General features: G+C 71.6%; 19 protein-coding genes. 9 read left to right on the top strand and 10 right to left on the bottom strand.

Going from position 1 to position 21,173, the window contains the following annotated elements; all coding sequences use genetic code 11:
- Window positions 1-9: 9 nt before the first annotated feature.
- The 4 genes from ACLJQZ_RS07070 to ACLJQZ_RS07085 all read right to left on the bottom strand — a co-directional run bounded on the left by ACLJQZ_RS07070 (window position 10) and on the right by ACLJQZ_RS07085 (window position 7,320).
- Window positions 10-3,546 carry an ATP-binding cassette domain-containing protein gene (locus ACLJQZ_RS07070; protein WP_410619264.1) on the bottom strand — a complete coding sequence of 1,179 codons (3,537 nt, stop codon included), beginning with the start codon at window positions 3,544-3,546 and terminating at the stop codon, window positions 10-12.
- Window positions 3,543-4,550, bottom strand: coding sequence for a cytochrome d ubiquinol oxidase subunit II (gene cydB / locus ACLJQZ_RS07075; RefSeq protein ID WP_410619265.1), 1,008 nt, complete (start codon window positions 4,548-4,550; stop codon window positions 3,543-3,545). The genes ACLJQZ_RS07070 and cydB overlap by 4 nt, the downstream gene beginning before the upstream one ends.
- A 252-nt stretch (window positions 4,551-4,802) precedes the next feature.
- Window positions 4,803-6,275 (bottom strand): cytochrome ubiquinol oxidase subunit I, encoded by a 1,473-nt coding sequence (locus tag ACLJQZ_RS07080; protein WP_410619266.1) that lies wholly within the window; start codon window positions 6,273-6,275, stop codon window positions 4,803-4,805.
- 79 nt (window positions 6,276-6,354) lie between these two features.
- On the bottom strand, window positions 6,355-7,320 hold the full coding sequence (locus ACLJQZ_RS07085) for a S41 family peptidase (RefSeq protein ID WP_410619267.1): 966 nt from the start codon (window positions 7,318-7,320) through the stop codon (window positions 6,355-6,357).
- A gap of 185 nt (window positions 7,321-7,505) precedes the next feature.
- On the opposite strand from ACLJQZ_RS07085, the gene ACLJQZ_RS07090 reads away from it, so the two are divergent.
- Both ACLJQZ_RS07090 and ACLJQZ_RS07095 read left to right on the top strand, forming a co-directional pair.
- Entirely contained in the window at window positions 7,506-8,093 is a 588-nt protein-coding gene (locus ACLJQZ_RS07090) for a TMEM165/GDT1 family protein (protein WP_410619555.1), read from the top strand.
- Window positions 8,094-8,209: 116 nt separating this feature from the next.
- Window positions 8,210-8,878 carry a DUF998 domain-containing protein gene (locus ACLJQZ_RS07095; protein WP_410619268.1) on the top strand — a complete coding sequence of 223 codons (669 nt, stop codon included), beginning with the start codon at window positions 8,210-8,212 and terminating at the stop codon, window positions 8,876-8,878.
- On the opposite strand, the gene ACLJQZ_RS07100 is transcribed toward ACLJQZ_RS07095, so the two are convergent.
- The 3 genes from ACLJQZ_RS07100 to ACLJQZ_RS07110 form a co-directional block, all read right to left on the bottom strand.
- Window positions 8,875-9,255 (bottom strand): DUF6188 family protein, encoded by a 381-nt coding sequence (locus tag ACLJQZ_RS07100; protein ID WP_410619269.1) that lies wholly within the window; start codon window positions 9,253-9,255, stop codon window positions 8,875-8,877. The two genes, ACLJQZ_RS07095 and ACLJQZ_RS07100, sit on opposite strands and share 4 nt — an antisense overlap.
- 82 nt (window positions 9,256-9,337) lie before the next feature.
- Window positions 9,338-9,979, bottom strand: a complete 642-nt coding sequence (locus ACLJQZ_RS07105; RefSeq protein WP_410619270.1) for an IclR family transcriptional regulator — start codon at window positions 9,977-9,979, stop codon at window positions 9,338-9,340.
- Entirely contained in the window at window positions 9,976-10,830 is an 855-nt protein-coding gene (locus ACLJQZ_RS07110) for a hypothetical protein (RefSeq protein WP_305879381.1), read from the bottom strand. The genes ACLJQZ_RS07105 and ACLJQZ_RS07110 overlap by 4 nt, the downstream gene beginning before the upstream one ends.
- Before the next feature lie 85 nt (window positions 10,831-10,915).
- On the opposite strand from ACLJQZ_RS07110, the gene ACLJQZ_RS07115 reads away from it, so the two are divergent.
- The 4 genes from ACLJQZ_RS07115 (at window position 10,916) to ACLJQZ_RS07130 (ending at window position 15,426) form a co-directional block, all read left to right on the top strand.
- Window positions 10,916-12,088, top strand: coding sequence for a homogentisate 1,2-dioxygenase (locus ACLJQZ_RS07115; protein ID WP_410619271.1), 1,173 nt, complete (start codon window positions 10,916-10,918; stop codon window positions 12,086-12,088).
- A gap of 81 nt (window positions 12,089-12,169) precedes the next feature.
- The gene (locus tag ACLJQZ_RS07120; protein ID WP_410619272.1) at window positions 12,170-13,978 is read left to right on the top strand and encodes a substrate-binding and VWA domain-containing protein; all 1,809 of its coding nucleotides are present in this window, start codon (window positions 12,170-12,172) and stop codon (window positions 13,976-13,978) included.
- Entirely contained in the window at window positions 13,978-14,715 is a 738-nt protein-coding gene (locus tag ACLJQZ_RS07125) for a hypothetical protein (RefSeq protein ID WP_410619273.1), read from the top strand. The genes ACLJQZ_RS07120 and ACLJQZ_RS07125 overlap by 1 nt, the downstream gene beginning before the upstream one ends.
- Before the next feature lie 237 nt (window positions 14,716-14,952).
- On the top strand, window positions 14,953-15,426 hold the full coding sequence (locus tag ACLJQZ_RS07130; protein WP_410619274.1) for a DUF4231 domain-containing protein: 474 nt from the start codon (window positions 14,953-14,955) through the stop codon (window positions 15,424-15,426).
- Here the strand turns inward: ACLJQZ_RS07130 and ACLJQZ_RS07135 are convergent.
- Complete coding sequence (locus ACLJQZ_RS07135) at window positions 15,423-16,337, bottom strand: LysR family transcriptional regulator (protein ID WP_410619275.1); 915 nt, start codon at window positions 16,335-16,337, stop codon at window positions 15,423-15,425. The genes ACLJQZ_RS07130 and ACLJQZ_RS07135 overlap by 4 nt on opposite strands.
- 256 nt (window positions 16,338-16,593) lie before the next feature.
- On the opposite strand from ACLJQZ_RS07135, the gene ACLJQZ_RS07140 reads away from it, so the two are divergent.
- A complete protein-coding gene (locus ACLJQZ_RS07140) occupies window positions 16,594-17,835 on the top strand; it encodes an MFS transporter (RefSeq protein ID WP_410619276.1) in 1,242 nt (413 codons plus the stop codon).
- On the opposite strand, the gene ACLJQZ_RS07145 is transcribed toward ACLJQZ_RS07140, so the two are convergent.
- Window positions 17,802-18,851, bottom strand: a complete 1,050-nt coding sequence (locus tag ACLJQZ_RS07145; RefSeq protein WP_410619277.1) for a hypothetical protein — start codon at window positions 18,849-18,851, stop codon at window positions 17,802-17,804. The two genes, ACLJQZ_RS07140 and ACLJQZ_RS07145, sit on opposite strands and share 34 nt — an antisense overlap.
- Before the next feature lie 166 nt (window positions 18,852-19,017).
- Between ACLJQZ_RS07145 and ACLJQZ_RS07150 the strand changes: the two genes are divergently transcribed.
- A complete protein-coding gene (locus ACLJQZ_RS07150; protein WP_410619278.1) occupies window positions 19,018-19,812 on the top strand; it encodes a DUF2470 domain-containing protein in 795 nt (264 codons plus the stop codon).
- On the opposite strand, the gene ACLJQZ_RS07155 is transcribed toward ACLJQZ_RS07150, so the two are convergent.
- A complete protein-coding gene (locus ACLJQZ_RS07155; protein WP_326945549.1) occupies window positions 19,804-20,265 on the bottom strand; it encodes a PPOX class F420-dependent oxidoreductase in 462 nt (153 codons plus the stop codon). The two genes, ACLJQZ_RS07150 and ACLJQZ_RS07155, sit on opposite strands and share 9 nt — an antisense overlap.
- 22 nt (window positions 20,266-20,287) lie before the next feature.
- Here ACLJQZ_RS07155 and ACLJQZ_RS07160 point away from each other — a divergent pair, with 22 nt between their 5' ends.
- Window positions 20,288-21,100, top strand: coding sequence for a CPBP family intramembrane glutamic endopeptidase (locus tag ACLJQZ_RS07160; RefSeq protein ID WP_326945548.1), 813 nt, complete (start codon window positions 20,288-20,290; stop codon window positions 21,098-21,100).
- The last annotated feature ends 73 nt before the right edge of the window (window positions 21,101-21,173 follow it).

Genomic DNA, 21,173 nt, shown 5'->3' on the forward strand with positions numbered 1-21,173 from the left:
GGGAATCGATCACGTCGCCCCGGCCACCGGCACTCGCGTGACGACCCGGCCGTCACGGACCTCGAGCACCACGTCCGCGTGTTCGGCCTCGTCGGCGCGGTGGGTCACGTGCACCACGGTCCGCCCCGCGAGCACCGCACGCAGCTGTTCCCGCACGGCGCGCGCGGTCGGCTCGTCGAGGTGCGCGGTGGGCTCGTCGAGCAGGACGAGCCCCGCCGAAGACGCCCCGAGCAAGGCCCGCGCCAGTGCGACGCGCTGCGCCTGCCCGCCGGAGAGCCCACTGCCACCACTGCCGAGCACGGTCTCCGGCGCGACATCGTCGAGCGCGGCCTGGTGCAAGGCTTCCCGCAGTTCGTCCTCGGTGGCGGTCGGCCGCGCCAGCCGGAGGTTCTCGCCCACGGTGGTGGCGGCCAGCATCGGCTCCTGCGGCGCCCAGGCGACGCCATCGGGCACGTTGACGACGCCTCGCGAAGGCGAGAGAAAGCCGAGAAGCGCGGCAACCAGCGTCGACTTGCCGGCCCCGCTGGGCCCGACGACGGCGGCATAGGTCCCGGGAGCAAGAGCCAGATCGACCCCGCGAAGCACGACGGGCCCATCCGGCCACCCGAGGTCGGCCCCGCACAGTTCGACGGACGGCCGCTCGCCACCCCCGAACTCGCCCTGGTGCAACCCAGCGACCCGAGACCGAGCGCCATCCCCAAAGTCGGCGGATCGCGGCTCGGCAACAGCCGCGAGAGATCCCGCCGACTCGGCCCAAGACCCAACGGCGCCTACGACATCAACCGGCCCCTGCTCGGCAGACCTGCGCAACCCAGCGACCGCCACTTCGGCCCGAGACCGAGCGGCATCCTCGATGTCGGCCGGGCGCTGTCCGGCCCGGTGCGGCTCCGCGGCCACCAACCCGACCCGCGGCCGAGCCAAGCCCGCTGGGCGCGACTTGGTCGGCGCCGAGTTGGTGTGACCGGCCGCGGCCGGGGTGTCGGCCAGGCGGTGGCGGGCCTGCTTCAGCGTGTCCCAGTGCTGGGCCACCGGTGGCAGCAGCGCCAGCACCTCCGCCAACGCCAACGGCACCAGCGCCAGCAACGGCGCGAGCACCGGGTCGAGACGACCGGCCGAGACCGCCTGGGACGCGAAGGCCGTGCTCACGATCGCCGCCGTGCCGCAGGCCAATGTCACCAAGGCTTCCGCCGCGCCGGCTCCGAATGCCTGGCGGCGAGCCTGGGTCACCAGCCGGGTGTCCGCCTCGGCCAAGGCACAGCGGCGATCGTGAGCACGGCCGAAGGCCAGCAGTTCGGCCGCTGCCTCGAACAGCGCCAAGACCCGGGCAGCGACGTCACGTCGGCCGGTCGCCAAGGCCGACGTTGCCCGACGTTCGGCTCGCAGGGCGACCAGTGGGGCGCACAGCCCGAGGGCGACCGCCGCCGCGAGGGTCCAGCCTGCCGCGGGGAGGACCCACGCCTGGACGGCGATCGCTCCGGCCGCGACCAGCGCGACCACCAGCGGCGGCGAGACCACCCGGGGCAGCAGGTCGCGCACCGTGTCGACGTCGGCGACCAGGCGCCGCTGGCCCTCGCCCGCGCGCAGGCTTCGCGCCGGGCCGAGGCGGACCAGGGACGTCCACAGCCGGACGCGGAGGCGGCCCGCGATGCGGAACGCGGCGTCGTGCGTGACCAGGCGTTCCACGTACCGGAGGCCGGCTCGGCCCAGGCCGAACGCGCGGACGCCGACCACCGCGACCGTCAGCGTCAGGATCGGCGGCTGCTGGGACGCCTTGGCGATCAGCCAGCCGGACGTCGCGGTCAGCGCGACGCCGGCCAGCAGGGCTACCGCTCCGAGGAATGCCCCGCCGAAGAGACGTCCGTCCAGGAGGGCGCGCCAGGGCAGCGGCGAAACCGAAGAGTCCACTGTGGATGTTTCAGGCGCGCCCGAAGACGAGGTCGACATATCGACCGCCGCCGTGCGCTCGTGGGCCGCGATGATCGCCGCGGCTCCGTGGTCGACGGCGCGCTGCACCGCGTCCAGCACCAGGCGCGCGCTGGCTTCGTCGAGATGGGCGGTCGGCTCGTCGAGCAGGAGGAGCCAGGCTTCGTCGCGCACTCGCAGCAATGCCCGCGCCACCGCGACGCGCTGTCTTTGGCCAAGGGAAAGCTTCGCCACCGGACGGTCCGCCAGCCCGGCCAGGCCGAGTTCGGCGAGGACGACGTCCGAGCCGACCTCTTCGCGGACCGTGCCGCCGGTGAACACCGGCGACTGCGGCACCCACGCGACCTGCTCCCGCCAGCGCGCGAGGTCGGCGTCGGCGAGGTTCGTCGTGCCGATGGTGATGCTTCCGTCGTGCGCGGGAACGAAGCCGAGAAGCGCCGAGAGCGTTGTCGACTTGCCGCCACCGCTGGGGGCGCGCAACCAGACCGTCTCGCCGGGGCGGATCGCGAACGTCTCGCCGTCCGGGGCGAAACCACCGCGCCGCGCCACCCGCAGAGCGGAAACCCGCAGGTCACGGCCGTCGACGAGCGCACTGCCAAGGGAAGGCGCGGGCACCGCCAGCAGGTCGGCGACCCGGCGGACCGCTTCGACGCCGTCCTCGCTGGAGTGGAACGCCGCGCCGACCGCGCGCAGCGGCTGGTAGCACTCCGGCGCGAGGATCAGCACACCCAGCCCGATGGCCAGCGGCAGGTGGCCGCCCGCGAGGCGGACACCGATCACCACCGCGACGAGCGCGACCGACAGCGTCGCGATCAGTTCGAGCACGAACGCCGAGGAGAAGGCGACCTTCAACGTCTTGAGCGTCGCGCGGCGGTGGCGTTCGGAGAGCTTCCGGACCGTCTCGGCCTGGGCGTCCGCGCGGCGGAACGCGGTCAGCACCGGCAGCACGCGCACCAGCTCGAGCAGCCGCTCGGACATCCGGTGCGTCGCGTCGGTGGCGCCGGCGACGCGGCCGGCGGTGTACTTGCCGACCAGGATCGCGAACATCGGCAGCAGCGGCACGGTCAGCGCGACGATCACGCCCGACGGCCAGTCGGCGAACAGGATCGCCGCGCCGGCGCCGAGCGGGACGACGGCCGCCGTCACCAGCGCGGGCAGGTACTCGCGGAAGTACGCGTCGAGCGCGTCGAGGCCGCGGGTCGTCAACGCCGTCAGCTCGCCGTGGCCGCGGCGGGCGATCCACTCCGGGCCGAGCCGCAACGCGTGGTCGACGGCTTTCGCGCGCAGTTCGCGCTGCGCCGTCGCGGCCGCGCGGGCGGCCACCGTGCGCACCGCCCAGCCGGTCAGCGCGCGCGTCGCGACGAGCGCGAGCAGCGCGGCCAGCTGGGCGGTGCGTCCGCCGGACCCTGCTCCGACGATCGCCGCGAGGACGTCGGCGAGCAGGAAGGCCTGGGCCACCAGCGCGGCGGCGTTGAGGAACGACAGGAACCCCACCAGGGCCAGCGCTCGGCGCACGGCCGGCACGAGGGCCGGCAGTGCGCCGAGCGGGCCCTTTCCCGGCCGCGCCGAGTCCACTGTGGACTCCGAGGCGAGAAGGGGAGCGCGCCCGGGAAGCTGCGTCATGGTGCGTGGACCGCCGGGATGTGCTGGGTGCCGATGCGCTTGCGGAACACCCAGTACGTCCAGCCCTGGTAGATCAGCACGGCGGGGGCGCCGAAGACGGCGACCCAGGTCATCACCGTCAGCGTGTACGGGCTCGACGCCGTGTCGGCGATGGTCAGCGTGGTGGCGGCGTCGAGCGTCGAGGGCAGGACGTTCGGGAACAGCGAGCCGAACATCGTGACGGCGGCGCCGGCGATGACGACGCCGAGCGCGGCGAACGCCTGGCCGTCGCGGTCGGCGCGCAACCGCAGCCAGGCGACGACGGCGGCGAGAGCACTGATCCCAAATGCGAGCAGTGTCCACAGCGTGCCTTCGCGCCACTGGACGACGGCCAGGAAGGCGACGACCGGCACCATCGCGAGCGGCACCATGCGCAGCGCCAGGGTCCGAGCGCGTTCCCGCAGGTCACCGGTGGTTTTGAGGGCGAGGAACGCGGCGCCGTGGGTGATCGAGAAGGCGGCGACGGCGACCGCGCCGAGCAGGGTGTCCCAGCGGAAGGCGGCGAACGCGGAGCCGACGCGGTTGCCTTCGGCGTCGAGGGGCAGGCCGAGGACGGTCGTCGCGAGGATCAGCCCGACGCCGAGCGGCGGAATCCACGAGCCGGCCACGATCACGCGGTCCCACGCGCGGCGCCAGCGGTCGGAGTCGACCTTGCCGCGGTATTCGAAGGCGACGCCACGGCCGATGAGGGCGAGCAGCAGGAGGAGAAGCGGCAGGTAGGCGGCGGAAAACAGGCTGGCGTACCACCCGGGGAAGGCGGCGAACATCGCCCCGCCGGCGACGATCACCCAGACTTCGTTGCCGTCCCAGACGGGCCCGATGGTGTTGACCATGACGCGGCGCTCGGTGTTGTCGCGCGCGAGCACGGGCAGCAGCATCCCGACGCCGAAGTCGAAGCCCTCGAGGAACAGGTAACCCGCCCAGAAGAAGGCGATGACGCAGAACCAGATCATCGGGAGGGTCATCGGACGCCTCCTAGCACGACACTCCGACGTTCGGCCGCGGCCGGGCCCCGATCGCCGTGAGTTATCCACAAGTGGTCGAGTTGTCCACAGATTTGCTGTGGGTAACCCGTGAGAGTGACCAAGCCGATACGCTGGGTTCGGGGCCGCCCCCCGGGACGGGTGGGGGCTGCCTGGGGGGTGGTTGGGCCCGAAGCAGGGGGTTTTGCCTGGTCAGCGGGCTTGGGGTGGGTCAGGGTGCTCATCGTCGCCGCCTCAGTAGGCGAACGCGAGCGTGTCGCCCGGTTCGTTGTCGTCGTCTTGCTTCTTCGGGGGCATCACCGCGTCGACGCCGCCGCGGATGTACTTGCGCATCAGGTACAGCTCCACCACGCCGAGCACGGCGTACACCGTGGTCAAGGCGATGAGGGACGTCCAGACCTCGCCCGTCGACAACCGCGAGACCGCTTGTGCGGTGAACATCCAGACGCCGTCGACGCCCGACGGGTTCGGGGCCACCACGAACGGCTGACGGCCCATCTCCGTGAAGATCCAGCCCGCGCTGTTGCCGAGGAACGGCGTCGCGACGCCGGCCAGGACCAGCCACGGGAACCAGCGGCTCGTCGGGATGCGGTCGCGGCGGGTCAGCCACAGGGCCAGCAGGCCGATGCCCGCCGACACCGCGCCGAAGCCGATCATCATGCGGAAGCCCCAGTACGTCACCGGGAGGTTCGGCACGTAGTCGATCGGCTTTCCCGCCAGCGAGCCCAGGTCCGGGTCGTCCGGGTAGTTCGTGCCGTACTTCGCCTGGTACTCCCCGATCAGGTCCTCGACGCCCTTGACCTCGGTCTTGAAGTCGTTGTGCGCCAGGAAACTCAGCAGCGCGGGCACGTTGAACGTCTTGACGTCCTCGCAGTTCGAGCCCGCGACGTCGCCGATCGCGATGATCGAGAAGCTCGCCGGCTGTTCCGTGTGGCACAACGCTTCCGCCGACGCCATCTTCATCGGCTGCTGCTCGAACATCAGCTTGCCCTGCGTGTCACCGGTGATCGCCAGGACGGCGAACGCGGCGATGCCGACCCAGCCGCCGAGGCGCAGCGACGTCCGCCAGACGTCCTGGTGGTCGCCGCGTCGCCACAGGTGCCAGCCGGCGATGCCGACCAGGAAGGCCGCCGCCACCGAGAACGCGCCGGCGAGCGTGTGCGGGATCGCGGCCAGCGCCGTGTTGTTCGTCAGCACCGCCCAGATCGAGTTCATCGTCGGCTTGCCGTTCTCGAACGTGACGCCGACCGGGTGCTGCATCCACGAGTTCGCGGCCAGGATGAAGTACGCCGAAGCCATCGTGGCCAGCGAAAACGCCCAGGCGCACGTCAGGTGCACCTTCTTCGGCAGCCGGTCCCAGCCGAAGATCCACAGGCCGAGGAACGTCGACTCGACGAAGAACGCGAGGAGCCCTTCCATGGCCAGTGGCGCGCCGAAGACGTCGCCGACGAAGCGGGAGTACGCGCTCCACGTCATCCCGAACTGGAACTCCTGCACGATGCCTGTCACCACGCCCATGGCGAAGTTGACCAGCAGCAGCTTGCCCCAGAACTTCGTCATCTTCAGGTGCCGCAGCTCGCCGGTGCGGACCCAGCGGGTCTGCATCGCCGCGACCAGGATCGACAGCCCGATGGTCAACGGGACCATCAGGAAGTGGTAGACGGTGGTGATGCCGAACTGCCACCGCGCTAGCTCAAGGACCTCCACGTAGCCCAGCGTGCTCCGGGCCCGGCGGCGCGACCAGTTCAACTGGTCCCGATGTGCCCAGGACCAACGTCCTGGGTGACTACATCCGGTCGAGTGCCGCCCGCGCTTCCTCGGCGACGGCCCGCCGCGGACCGGTGTCGCCGAGGTCGAGCACGTGCTTCAGCGCCAGCGCGTACGCCGTGTCGAACGCCTTGTCCGCCTCGACCGGGATGTCCGGGCGGACGCCGGTGCCTTCCCAGTTGTCGCCGGTCACCGGGTGGAAGCCGCGCGCGATCGAGACGGTCACGTCGAGGTGGGTGTCCACTTTGTACTGGTTGCGGGGGTGGGCGCCGCCCCGGGTCGCCGTGCCGACCGTCTTCGCGCGGCCCAGCCGCTGCAGCGAGAAGCTGACGTCCTCGCCGCCGGAGAACGTGTCCGGCCCGGTCAGCACCCACACCGGCTTGACCGAACCGAACAGCGTGCCCGGCACGTACGGCCAGGTCCACACCTCGCTGGTCTTGTTGCCTTCGCGCTCGTAGATGTTCAGGTAGTGCGTCGGCTCGTCGACGAGGTAGCTGATCAGCATCGCGACCGTGCGCGGGTCGCCGCCGCGGTTGCGACGGACGTCGAGCAGCAGCGCGTCGGTCCCGGAGAGCAGCGTCATCGCCCCCGCGACCGCGTCCCGCACGATCTCCGCCGGGTAGAACATCGTCGTGTCGAGGTAGCCGACGTTGCCCGCGAGCCGCCGCGCGGTCGCGAGGCCGTAACCCGAAAGTTCGGCTTCGAGCCGGTACGCCTCCATGTCGATGGCTTCGTCGTCGCCTTCGGCGTCCGGAACCGGGTCGACGTGGTGGCGCAGCCGCACGTGCTTGTCGCCGTTCACCGACTGCAGATCCACTGTGACGACCGTCGCGAACTCGACGTCGTCGAGGTCCGCGTACGCGCCTTCATCGAGACGCCGGCGAAGCACCTCCGCCAGCTTCGCCGCGACGTCCGGGAAGACGTAGTGCGCGTCCAGCCGGCGGATGACCTCGTTGACCTGCGCAGTACGCGCTTCCGTCCCCATGACCGCAACCTACCGCAGGCCACAACCGGAAATTCGGCGTGCCGAAGAAAATTGTGCGACCGACCGCGATGACAAATTCATGGGTACCGATTCGGCAATTTCGCAGAAGCCATCAGCTTGCGACCCGCTGAACCGCCCCTTTATCGTTGCAGCGAAAGGGGCGAGAAATACTCATGACTACCGCGATGGTGGCGTTGATCAGCGCGTTCGGCCTGGTCCTTGCCGTGGAACTGCCGGACAAGACGCTGGTCGCGACCTTGGTGCTGACCACCCGTTTCCGGGGCTGGCCGGTATTCGCCGGGGTGTGTGCCGCGTTCGCCGTGCAATGCGTCATCGCGGTCGCGTTCGGCAGTGTGTTGACGCTGTTGCCGGACGTCGTGCTTTCCCTGGTCGTCGCCGCGATGTTCGGTCTCGGCTCTTTCATGCTCCTTCGCGAGGGATTCAGTGACGCGGACGAAGCCGGCGAAGACGCTTCGCGCACGGGACCCTCGCCGGCGACCTTCTGGCGCTCCGCGCTGACGTCGTTCGGCGTGCTCTTCGCCGCCGAGTGGGGTGACGCCTCCCAGCTCGCGACGGCGAGCCTCGCCGCCCGGATCGGCAACCCGATCGCGGTCGGCGTCGGCTCCTTCGCCGCGCTCGTCGTGGTGGCCGGGCTCGCGGTGTTCATCGGCGGCAAGATCCGCGGCAAGATCCGGCCGAAGCTGATCCAGCGCGTCGCCGGGTTCGCGTTCGCCGGGTTCGCGGCGTTCGCCCTGCTCCAGCTGGCCTTCTGACCGGGACGTACGAGTTCTTCACAGGATCACGCGGTAACCTTTCGGGAACGAAAGGGTGAGGGCAAGGTGAACACCACCTTGCCCTTCTCCATGCCTCGACCAGCAGGAGACCGCAGGTGACCGCTCCGAAGCCGCAGACCGCCGTCTCGCCGGTGCACGGCAGGCTCGCGCTGGGCGGCATCGGCCTGGCCGTGGCCATCTCGATCGACCTGCACCTGCGCCTGTCCGGCCAGGTCAGCCCGATCTGGCAGACGCTGTCGGAGTACGTCTACGGCAAGCTCGGCGGCTCGTCGGCCGCGCCGCTGTTCAGCGCGATGTGCTTGGCGCTGGCCCTCGGCTCGGTCGCGCTGCTCACCGGCATCGCCAAGGCGCGCCGCCCGGGCACCACCGCCGTCTGCGTGCTGCTCGGCGTCTGGTCGGCCGGGCTGCTGGTGTGCGGGCTCGTGCCCGTCGACCCGGACGGCGAAGCGCGTTCGCTGTCCGGACAGGTGCACAACATCGCCGCGCTGACGGCGTTCGTCGCGCTGCCCGTGGCCGCGTTCGTGCTGACCCGCAGGGGCCGCGAGCGCTGCCCGTGGGAGCCGCGGCGCACCACGATCCGGCGCTTGGCCACGGCGAGCTTCGCCAGTGTCGGCGTCGTGCTCGGCGGCTTCGTCGTCACGCTGGTCATCGGCCCGGCGCACCAGGAGGTCACGCTCGGGCTGTTCGAGCGGCTCCTGTTCACCGTCGACGTCGCGCTGCTGCTGAGCATGGTCCGGCCGCTGGTGGCCGCGTCGCGGCGCTAGTTCGACTCCCCCGGCCCGACCAGGATCGGCTCGATGCCGTGCCCGGTCAGCCACCACGACTCGTACGCCGGATCCGGCCAGACGGACAGCTCGGCGCCGTCGTCGAACGTCAGCGCGAGACTGCCGGACCGCAGCCGGACGGCCGTCACCGTGCGGCCGAACAGGTCGAGCACGGGCGCCAGCGCGGCCCCGGTCGCCGGTCTGAGGTCGTGGCAGCGGCCTTCGGCGTCACGCAGCCGGAACGACGTCTCGACGACGAGTTCGGCGTCGACGCGCGGCTCGTCGTCCTCCGGCTCGTCGACGAGTTCGAGACGCACCTGGAAGTCGAACGCGGTCCGGCGGACCGCGCAGCCGACGAGCTCTTCGGGAATCTTCACCGCACCCCCGGCCGGGTCACGGCGGCTCCCCGCTGAGCCGCCTCTGACACCACGAGATCACATCCCGGCGTCGATGCGCCAACTACGCGTCCGTTCGGAGCACCTCGGTCAGCCGGGCGGCGGCCGCCACGACCTGTGGCCCGACCTCGGCGGCCTTGAGGGGTTCCAGGGAGACGACGCCGACGCTCGCCCGCAGCCCGGGCACCCCGCGCACCGGCGCGGCGACGCCGGACGCGCCCGCTTCCAGCTCACCAGCCGACGTCACCCAGCCGTCGCCACCGGGGCGCAGGGTCATCGCCTTGCCGGCCGCGCCCGAGTTCAGCGCGTGGCGGCTGCCGACGCGGTAGGCGACGTGGAAACTCGTCCAGGACGGCTCCACGACGGCCACCGCAAGCGCTTGCGCCCCCTGCTCGACCGAGAGGTGCGCGGTCGCGCCGACCTTCTCGGCCAGTTCACGCAGCACCGGGCCGGCCGCGTCCCGCAGCTGCGGGAGCACCTGGCCGGCCAGCCGGAGCAGGCCGACGCCGAGCCGGACCTTGGTGCCGTCGCGCCATACCAGCCCGCGCTCGGACAGCGGCACGAGCAGCCGGTAGACGGCCGCGCGGCTGGCCCCGATGGCCACGGCCAGCTCGGAGATGGTCGCCGCGTCGCCGCCGGCGTCGGCCACCGCTTGCAGCAGCGCCAAGCCGCGGTCGAGCGTCAGCGACCCCTCCCGGCCGGTCACAGCAAGCCGAGTTCGCCCATGTCGGCGACCGGCTCGTCGAACGAGGCCGCCGCGTACGACGCGAAGAGCTCTCGCACGGCCTTCGCGGCCGGCTCGGGCAGCGCGCGGGCCTCGTCGGCCAGCGCCTGGCCGTCGGTCTCCTCCAGGGCCGCCCGGACGTCCCCGCCGGACAGGCTGCGCGCGGACGCCACGAGCAGGTTGAGGAAGCCGTGGTGCACGAAGCCGGTGCCGGGGTCGGCGTGCCGGACCGCGCGGTGCAGGCTGTTCGTCGCCTTGAACGAGGCGCCGGCGGACCCGCTGACGACGGCCAGGAAGTCCGCCACCTCGTCGACGCTCGGGAAGTTCTCGCCCGCCTTGCCGCCGCAGCGGATCTTCGGCCAGCTGCCGTGCTCGATCACCTTGCGGACGCCCTCGAGCCAGCCGACGCCGCGCCGCGGCTCGACGACCCGGATGACGTCCTCGGGGACGAACTCCGAGACGCGTTCCAGCCACACCTCGTCGACGTCGGAGGGTGCCGGCATCTCGACCATCCGCAGCGCGAGCAGCTCACTGCGCGACTCGACGATGGAGATCGCCTTCGGCACGCCGCCGAGCCCGGTGTCGATGATCAAGGAAAGCGGCAGCGGCTGCTTCGGCTTGATCTTGATCAACTCGGTGATCAGCTCGGGCAGACGGGACGCCTGGCAGAGAAAAACCCCCAGTACACCCGCGTGTTCGGACTCCCGGCTCGCGAAGTGCGCGCGCAGGGCTTCGGGCATGGCCGCATCGCCCGGCGGGAACAGCGCCGAGTCGTCGACGAGCCTCGCGAACAGGGGAGGGATCCCACGGGGGCCGGGGGGCGTGAGTTCCACAGCGCTTGACACGAATGACACGCTAGTAGCGTACGACATGAGGACAAAATCGTTCGCACAACGGACACGTCAGGAGGGGACATCGATGCCTTACTACCGGCGAGTAGGCGAGATCCCGCACAAGCGGCACACGGCCTTCCGCAAGCCGGACGGCGGGCTCTACGCCGAGGAGCTGATGGGCGTCGAAGGCTTCTCCGCCGACTCCGCGCTGCTCTACCACCGCGGGCTGCCGACGGCGATCGTCGACGCCGTGGCCGTCGAGGAGGACCGCGGGTCGCTCACCCCGAACCACCCGCTCAAGCCGCGGGCCTACAAGACCGGCGAGCTCAAGTTCGGTGGTGACGCCGACGCGGTGACCGGCAGGCGGCGGCTGTTCGGCAACGCCGACGTCTCGATCGGGTTCGTCACGGCGACCGCGCCCAGCCCGCTGTACCGCAACGCGGCCGGCGACGAGCTGTTCTACGTCCAGGGCGGCTCCGCGACCGTCGAGACGATCTACGGCAGCCTCGAGATCGGCGACGGCGACTACCTCGTCATCCCGACGTCGTGCACCTACCGCGTCCTCCCCCACGGCGAGGTCGGCCTCTTCACGCTGGAGGCGCGCGGGCACATCGGGCCGCCGAAGCGCTACCTGTCCGCGAAGGGCCAGTTCCTGGAGCACTCGCCGTACTGCGAGCGCGACGTCCGCGGGCCCAGCGAGCCGCTGCTGGCCGACGGCGAGGACGTCGAGGTGCTCGTGCGCCACCGCGCCGGGCTGACCCGCTACACGTACGCGACGCACCCCTTCGACGTCGTCGGCTGGGACGGGTGCCTGTACCCGTGGGCGTTCAACATCGACGACTTCGAGCCCATCACCGGCCGCGTGCACCAGCCGCCGCCCGTGCACCAGACGTTCGAGGGCCCGAACTTCGTGGTCTGCTCCTTCTGCCCGCGGAAGGTCGACTACCACCAGGACTCGATCCCGGTGCCGTACAACCACGCGAACGTCGACTCCGACGAGCTGATGTTCTACGTGCGCGGCAACTACGAGGCCCGCAAGGGTTCGGGGATCGGCGTCGGCTCGCTGTCGCTGCACCCGTCCGGTTTCACGCACGGCCCGCAGCCGGGCGCGGCGGAGGCGTCGATCGGCGCGGAGTTCTTCGACGAGACCGCCGTCATGGTCGACACTTTCGCCCCGCTGGAACTGGGCGAAGCCGCCGACGCGTCCGAAGACCCCGGTTACGCGTGGACGTGGTCGCGCCGCGGCCCTAAGGGTTAGTCAAGTTTCGGCAACACGCCCCCGGTGCTCCCCCGCCGACCGGATAATGGACTTTCCGGTCGACGGAGGGGGCAATTTTCGATGATCAATTCCCAGCCAGCGCGAAGAAAGCGGAAAATTCTTCCCTTCATCGCCGCGATCGTGGTCGCCGCGGGGTTGATCATCGGGATCCGGGCCTGGACCAGTAGCTCGGACGACACGGCCGACGCGCCGAAGTGCACCGGCTCGGACGCGATCGCGTTGCACGTCGCGTCGTCGCCGGAAAAGGTCGGCATCGTCCAGGAAGCCGCGAAGGCCTACTCCGGGCGGTCGGTGGCCGGCCACTGTGTCGACGTCATCGTGCAGTCGAAATCGTCGGGCGTCGCGATGCAGGCGCTGGCCAACGGCTGGAACGAAGCCACCGACGGCCCGCGCCCCGACATTTGGACGCCGGCCGCAAGCGGCTGGGTCAACCTCCTGCGCGTCAACGCCAAGGGCGACAGCGCGTCGATCGTGCCGGACGGCGACACGCAGTCGGTCGCGAACTCGCCGCTGACCATCGCGATGCCGAAGCCGATGGCCGAGGCGCTCGGCTGGCCGGGCAAGCCGATCGGCTGGAAGGACCTGGCCGCGCTGGCCACGGACCCGGCGGGCTGGGCGAAGTTCGGGCACCCCGAGTGGGGCAAGTTCCGGCTGGGCAAGACGAACCCGAACATCTCCACGGCCGGCCTGAACGCCACGATCGGCGCGTACTACGCCGCGACCGGGACGTCGTCGGACCTCACCGCCGCCGCGCTCGAGAAGCCCCAGGCGAAGCAGTTCGTCACGAACATCGAGCAGGCGATCGTGCACTACGGCGACAACACGCTGACGTTCCTGTCGAACCTGCAGAAGGCCGACGACAAGGGCGCGGCGCTGTCGTACATCTCGGCGGTGACCGTCGAGGAGAGCTCGCTGATCGGCTACAACCAGGGCAACCCGACGAACGACCCGGCGAAGGTCGGCCAGCACGCGCCGCCGAAGGTGCCGATCGTCGCGATCTACCCGTCGGACGGCACGCTCAACTCCGACCACCCGTTCGTCACGCTGAACTGGACCGACCCGACGCGCAAGCAGATCGCCACGGACTTCCTCGGCTACCTGCGCGGGCCGGAGACGCAGCAGAAGTTCGCCGCGCTGGGGTTCCGCTCCTTCGACGGCAAGCCGGGCCCGCAGGTGACCACCGCCAACGGCGCGCAGCCGGACGCGAAGATCAGCTTCCTGCAGCCGCCGTCGCCGTCGGTGCTCTCGAAGCTGCTGACGACGTGGACCGAGCTGCGCAAGAAGGCGAACGTGCTGCTGGTCGTGGACGTTTCGGGCTCGATGGGTGACGAGGTCAAGGGCACCGGCAAGAGCAAGATCGACCTGGCCAAGCAGGCCGCGATCGACGCGCTCGGCCAGTTCGTGCCGCGCGACCAGGTCGGGCTCTGGCAGTTCTCGACGCAGCTCGACGGCGACCGGGACTACCAGGAGCTGCTCCCGGTGCAGGCGCTCGGGAACAGCGGCAAGGAAACGCTGGCGCAGCGGCTGAGCGGGCTGACGCCGCAGGCGGGCACGGGACTGTACGACTCGTCGCTGGCCGCCTACGAGTACATGAAGGCGCACCTCGACCCGGCCGCGATCAACGCCGTGGTCGTGCTCACCGACGGCCGCAACGAGGACTCCGGCGGCGTCGACCTCGACCACCTGCTGCCGCAGCTGCGGCCCGAGGGCAACGCGGAGACGGTCCGGCTGTTCACCATCGCCTACGGCGGCGACGCCGACCAGGACGTGCTCAAGCAGATCGCCGAGTCGACCGAGGGGTCGGAATACGATTCGTCCAAACCGGACTCGATCAACCAGGTCTTCACGTCCGTGATCTCGAACTTCTGATGAGATTCGTCCGCGAGCTGGCCGAACCGTGGGGGCTGCTGCTCGGCGCCACGTCGGCCGGCGTGGCGTGGGCCGTGCAGCTGCCGGTGGTCGCCGCGCTCGGCGTCGGCGTCGCGGTACTGGCCGCCCGGGCCGGCGTCGCGCTCGCAACCCGCGAGAAGGAGCCTCAGCCTCGCGAAGCGCGGGTCCTGGACGTCACGCCGGGGTCGGCGGAGGCCAACTGGCTGCAACGCGCCGAGCACGCCGCCGACGGGTTTGCTTCGCTGAGCGCCTCCCTCGGCGCGGGCCCGCTGGCCGACCGCGTCGCCGACATGGAACCGGTGGTCCGCGAGACGCTGTCGACGCTGGAACGCCTGGCCGGCCGAGCTTCGGCGACGGGAAAGGCGCTGTCACGCGTCGACCTCGACGCCGTCGCGCGGGAGAAGCGCCGGCTGCAAGGAGAGTTGAAGTCGGCCCACGAGGACGTCCGGGGTGACTTGGAGTCGGCGTTGAGCGCGGTCCAGGCCCAGGCGGACGTCCACGCGCGGCTGTCCGGAGCGCGGGACAAACTGCTGGCGCAGCTGCAGTCGGGCGCGCTGGGCCTGGACAGCCTGGTGGCACGGGTAGCGGAACTGACCGCGGCGACGACCGACTTCGCGGTGGACACGGGCGCGGTCCGCGAGCTGAGCGACCAGCTGGAGGGAATCCGCCAGGGAGTCCTGGAGACGGAACAGGCAACGCGACGATCGCTGGGCTGACCCGGATTTTGCCGGCCGCCCGGCCTACGAGGGTCCAGACATCCCCCACCACTCCCAGGGGGGCGACCCCGGGACCAGTCTATCGGCGCCGGCTGACCGGAAGGCCGGAAATCGTTCTGGCCCACGGAGTTGTCCACAACCTGCGCCGGGTGTGGACAACTGCGGCAGCCGGGTGAGACCGCGACCGAGCGCCCCGCGTGCTTGACCGGATCACCCGCTGGTGTGAACTTCCCTCCCATGAAGGCAGAGTCGCGAAGTCAGTGGGTCCTGGACGCGAAGGGCGTCGACGACGAGCCCGTGCCGCCGTCGGTGCTGGCCGAGTGGCGGCGCTACCAGCGGAACTCGTGGGCCGCGCGGCGCCGGCACTCGGTGGTCGAGATGTCGAGCCTGGTCGTCACCGCCACGATCCCCGTGCTGGCGGCCTTCGCCATCGACGCGCGGCTCATCGCCGCCGTCGGCTCGCTCGCGGTGCTGATCAACGGCGTCCGGGCGCTGGGCGGCTACAAGGAGAACTGGACCAGCCGGACGCGGGCGCGGTACGCGATCGAGAAGGAGATCGCGCTCTTCGCCGCCCACCACGGCAACTACGCCACCTCCGGTGCGGCCGCCGTCCTGGTGGAGACCGTCGAGGAGATCTGCGCCGGGGAACGCGACGGCTGGGTCGCGCTCCGGCTCTCCTACGGCAGCTCCCGGGCGGCGAAGACGACCTAGCCGGCCCAGCTCGGCCGCCAGGTCGTGGCGGCCCGGGCGCCCGGGCGCAGGTGCGCGCGCAGCCGGGCCAGCGCGGGGTGCGCGTTGTCGGCGCGCCAGATCAGCGAGTGCGGGTAGACCGGCGTCGGGTCTTCGAGCGGGACGCGGCGCAGGTCGAGGCCGGGCGGCCACGACAGCCGGATCTCCGCGCCGACCAGGGTGGCGACGTCGGGGGCGTCGGCGATGGTTTCGAGGAGGACCTCGGTGCCGAAGTTCGGGCCGAGCGCGTCGATCGAGAGGCCGAACGCGGTGGCCAGCTCGGCGTAGTAGGCGGTCCACTCGGCGCCGGGCACCAGGCCGGGCATCCAGATCCGGTGCCCGGCCAGCTGGTCGAGCCGCAGGACAGCGGCGTCCGCCAGCGGGTGTGCGGGGCCGGTGAGCAGCTGGAGCGGCTCGTCGAGGACCAGGGTCGCCTCGACGCCGTCGGGCAGCTCCCGGACGGCCACCGCGCGGAACGACGCGTCGATCGAGCCGTCCCGGACCGCCGCGACCGCCGCGTCGGCGTCGGACAACGTCGCGACTTCGAGGGCGACGTCCGGGTGCGCGCGGTGGAAGCCGCGCAGCAGCGTCGCCGTCCCCAGCCGCCGGCCGATGACGTCGACGCGCAGGGCGCGGCGGCCGGACCGCACGGAAGCCACCGCCCGCGCCTCGGCCAGCAGCAGCTCGCGGGCGTGCGGCAGGAGCGCCTCGCCGTCGCCGGTCAGCCGGGCGCCGCGCGCGGTGCGCGTGAACAGCCGCACACCAAGGGTTTTCTCCAGCGCGGCGATGCGCTTGGACACGGCCTGCTGCGTGACCGCGAGGTCGGTCGCGGCGTCCTGGAACCGGCCCGCGTCCGCGGCGGCGACGAACGTGCGCACGGCATCGAGGTCCACGACAGCCGACTCTAGGCGGTGTCCTGCGAGTCAAGCTCGCGGTCTTCGCGCCCAGGCGGCCCCTGACGGCACGGGCGGGATCACCCGAGTACGACCCGGTACGAGGGCGACCCGCCCGCACCGCCAGGAACCACCTGGATCACGAAGCCCATCGAGCAGACTCACAGGACACCGCCTAGAACCACAACGCCGCGTTGTGGCTCGCCGCCACGGCGGTTGTTTGCCCCGCGGACGTCTTCTTCGCTTTGCTCTCCGGGTGATGCGCAGGCGGTCGCTGGGGCCGCGGTTCAGATGGCTGTGGACGGCTTACGCCGTCAGCACGCTCGGCACGTGGCTCGGGTTCGGCGCCTTTCCCCTGCTGGCGATCCTCGTGCTCCACAGCGGGCCGACGGCGGTTTCGGTGCTGGCCGCCGTCGGGCCCGCGGTGGGGGCGCTCGTGGCGGTGCCGCTGGGGCCGTGGATCGAGTTCCGGCCGAAGCGGCCGGTCATGGTGCTGATGGACGTGGTCCGGTTCGCGGCCCTGATGACCGTGCCGGTGGCCTACGCGCTCGGCTGGCTCGGTTTCGCGCAGCTGCTCGTCGTGTCGGTCGTCGTCGCCTCCGCGGACATCGCCTTCACCGCGGCGAGCGGCGCTTTCCTGAAGGCGCTGGTGCCGCCGGAAGACCTGCTCGTCGCGAACGGCCGGTTCGAGTCGACGACCTGGACGGCCACCGCGCTCGGCCCGCCTCTCGGCGGCGCCGCGTTCGGGCTGCTCGGGCCGGTGACGACGGTGGTCGCCAACGCCGTCAGCTTCCTGCTTTCGGCGCTGGGGATCCGGGCGATCGGCGGGACGGAACCGCCACCCGCGCGCACGGCGTCGCGGCTGCGGGCGAGCGATCTGGCCGCGGGGTGGCACTTCCTGCTGACGCACCCGGGCCTGCGGCCGCTGTTGCTCAACACGCTGCTGTTCAACGGCCTGATCATGGGGACCGAGCCGCTGCTGGCCGTGCTCATGCTCGGGCAGCTCGGGTTCACGCCGTGGCAGTACGGGCTCGCGTTCGCGGTGCCGTGCCTCGGCGGGCTCGCCGGCTCGCGGCTGACCCCGCGGCTCGTCGCGCGGTTCGGGCGGCACAACGTGCTGTGGACGTCCGGGGTGCTGCGCGCGTTCTGGCTGCTCGGGCTGGCTTTCCTGCCCGCGGGCCCCGGCGGGCTCGCGTTCGTGATGGCCATCGAGTTCGGCCTGATCTTCTTCTGCAGCGTCTACAACCCGGTCCTGGCCACCTACCGGCTCGACCAGCTCCCCGCCGACCGCGTCGCGCGGACACTGTCGGCGTGGTCGGTCAGCACCCGGGCGAGCATCGCGGCGATGACCGCGCTCTGGGGTGTGCTCGCCGGCGTCACGGGCCCGCGCGTCGCGATCGGCGTCGCCGGTGTGCTGATCCTGGCGACGCCGTTCCTGCTGCCCCGCCGCGACCGCACGCCCGCTCAGCCGAGCCGGACCGTCCCCAGCACCGGGTAGCCGGGGACGCCGGCGGCGGCGCGGCCCGGGCGCGGGACGCCGGCGATCCACAGCCGGCCGGTCGCCGCGACGTTCGCGGCCATCGACGGGTCGGCGTCGTGGATCCGGAACGGGACGACCCGGCCGTCGGCCAGCATCGTCAGGCCACTCACCCGGGCGGATCCGTGCGGGCTCATCCGCACCGGACCGTCCGGCACCGCGCGCAGCTCGGTCCAGTGGTCCGCCGGCTGCGGTCCGAGGTAGGCCACCGATCGCGCCGCGACGGCGATCGCGGCCACCAGCGCGAGCGCCGCGATCCCGGTGAACACCAGGACGACGAACCCGCTCGCGCGGTCGTCCGCCGGGAAGTCGAGCCGCACCCAGAGCGAGAACCCGGCCAGGGCCAGCAGGAACGTGGCGGCTTCCCGCAGGTCGCGGGCGTGCCGACGGCGGTGCGCGGCCAGCACGGGGTCCAGGCGCGGCGAGCCGGACCAGGCCGTCGGCGCCACCGCGACGGCGCCGGCGGGCGGCGTGTCGTGGATCCGGGCGCGGCGGACCCGCACGACACCGGGGAAGCCGACGAACACCTTCGGGCCCGAGCCCAGCAGCCACACCCGCCGGTCACCGGCCAGCAGCAGCCGGAACGCCTCGTCGAGCCGGATCCGCAGCCACCGGCCGTCCGGCAACCGCACGCCGACGGTCCGGCCGGCGGCGACCAGCCCGTCCGCGGCGACGTCGACCCGCCGGAACCGCTCGCGCTTCAGCCGCTTCTCGGGCACCCAGACGCGCCCGCGGTGGAGCCAGAACACCTGGAAGAAGCCGAACAGCCCGACGAGGAACACCGGGATGGCGACGCCGTTCCCGGTGAAGAACTGGGAGACGCCGAGGAGCACGAACGGCCAGCCCGCGAGCCGCTGGTTCGTGAGGCTGCGGCCGATCCGGTCGAGGTACTCGCCGAAGATCGGCAGCGCGCCGGACGGCATGGCGGAGTCGAACTCGAACGCTCGCACGCGTTCGGGAACCGGGACGATCTGCACGCTGGGCCCCCACCGTGTCGGCACTGGTCACCGACCCTTTCGGCAAACCGGTCATCGGCGTTACCGGATGCTCCGTTCAGCGGAGCGGCTCGTGACCTCCGCCGCAAACGAGCGACTATCCAGACCGGCGGATTCAGGTTAGGCTCACCTAAGTAGGAGGTGAGCCGTGGCCGAAGCACCGACATCCATCCGCCGCCCGCCGGCCCCGAACCCCGCCGAGCGCGCGAAGACGATCGCGACCCGCAACGGCCCGGCGTCGCTGATGCCCACCTGCGAGCGCGCCGGACTGGAGTCCGAGCGCGTCGTCCCGGTCCTGCACCACGTGCACCACAGCGGCAGCGTGAGCGTGCTGCTGCCCGACGAGCACCCGATGGTCCGCGCGAGCAAGGAAACCCAGCGCGGCGAGCTGGCCGTGATGGTGGAGCTCGCCGACCAGGCGCCGGTCGACCTGCGCGAGCCGATCCGCGGCCTGCTCTGGATCACCGGCTGGCTGCGGCCGCTGTCGCCGGTCTCGGCCCGCGCGCGGGCGGTGGCGATCGCCGAAAGCCGGCCGGACGAGCGGCTCCTCGACGTCGGCCACGGCCTGACGCTGCTGCGGCTCACCCCGGCGTCACTCGTGCTCGCCGACGCCGAAGGCACGCACTCGCTGCGGCCGCACATGTTCAGCGCCGCGCCGCCCGACCCGTTCCACGACTACGAGGCCCAGTGGCTGCGACACCTGGAAAGCGACCACTCCGACGTCGTCGAGCAGCTGGCCAAGCACCTGCCCACGGACCTGCGCGGCGGCCGGATCCGCCCGCTCGGGCTGGACCGGTTCGGGCTGCGGCTGCGCGTCGAGTCCGACGCCGGCGACCACGACGTGCGGCTGGCGTTCTCGAAGTCCGTGGACAGCCCGCCGCAGCTCGCGACGGAGCTGCGGCGGCTCGTCGGCTGCCCGTTCCTGCGGGGCGCGTCAGGCTAGTTCGGCGGGGAAGCCGCCCTTCGCGAGCGGGCCCCAGCTCTCGATCGTCACGCGGATGATGCTCTTGCCCTGCTTGACCATGGCTTCGCGGTATTCGTCCCAGTCCGGGTGTTCGCCCGAAATGCTGCGGAAGTAGTCGACGAGCGGCTCGACCGAATCCGGGATGTCCAGCACCTCGGCGGTGCCGTTGAGCTGGACCCACCGGTCGTTCCACTCGTCGGACAGGATGCAGGCCGACACCTGCGGGTTCCGCTTGATGTTCACGATCTTCGCGCGCTTCGGGTAGGTCGAGATGACCAGCCGGCCCTCGGCGTCGACGCCGCAGGTGACGGGCGAGAGCTGCGCGCCGCCGTCGGCCTTCGTCGTCAGCAGGATCGCGCGGTGGCGGGTGGACAGGAACTCGACCAGCTCGGCGCGGTCGACGGTTTCGTTGGTGGCGATAGTGCGGGGCATGACCCGACGGTAGCGTGCGGCCATGACGTTCACCGCGCGATCGTGGCTGGCCCCGGCCCGCCCGGACTTCCCCGACGCGATCGAAGACCCGCGGGAACGCAAGGCGATCAAGATCGAGCTGCTGATCGTCTTCGGGATCACGCTGGGCCTGTCCGGGGTGCGCAGCCTGCTGTCCCTTGTGGACTCCCTGCTGCAGCCGGCCCCGCTGGCGCAGCAGCAGGTGCAGCTCAACGTGCCCCAGGCCGCGGCGAGCCTGATCGACCTGCTCAAGCAGCTGCTGTCGGCCGCGCAGCTGGTCGGCTGGGGCGCGCTCGGGCTGTACCTGCTGTGGCGCGCGGGCGTGAAGATCACCCAGGTGGGGCTGGACCGCCGCTCCCCCGGCCGCGACGCGCTGCTGACCGTCGCGCTCGCCGCCGTCATCGGGATTCCCGGGCTGGCGCTGTACTTCATCTCCTACCACCTCGGCTTCAGCCTGGCGGTGCAACCGTCCACTTTGAACGACACGTGGTGGCGGCCGATCTCGCTGACGCTCTCGGCGTTCGGCAACGCCTTCGCCGAAGAAGTGCTGGTGATCGGCTACCTGCTGACCCGGCTGCGCCAGCTCGGCGTCCGCGAGAACAACGCGCTGTTCGGCGCGGCCGTGCTGCGCGGGTCGTACCACCTCTACCAAGGCTTCGGCGGGTTCGTCGGCAACCTGATCATGGGCCTGGTGTTCGGGCGGCTGTGGCAGAAGACCAATCGCCTGTGGCCGCTCGTCGCCGCGCACACGCTGTTCGACTTTGTGTCGTTCGTCGGGTACGCCCTGCTGAAGGGTCACGTTTCCTGGTTGCCCTGACAAGCACTGTGGCGCGAAGCGTCTCGGTTGAGGGTGGTGGCGGGGGCATGGATGGATAGAGTCGGGGGGTGAT

It is taken from the genome of Amycolatopsis sp. cmx-8-4 (assembly GCF_046548675.1).
In the GTDB taxonomy this organism is placed as follows: Bacteria; Actinomycetota; Actinomycetes; order Mycobacteriales; family Pseudonocardiaceae; genus Amycolatopsis.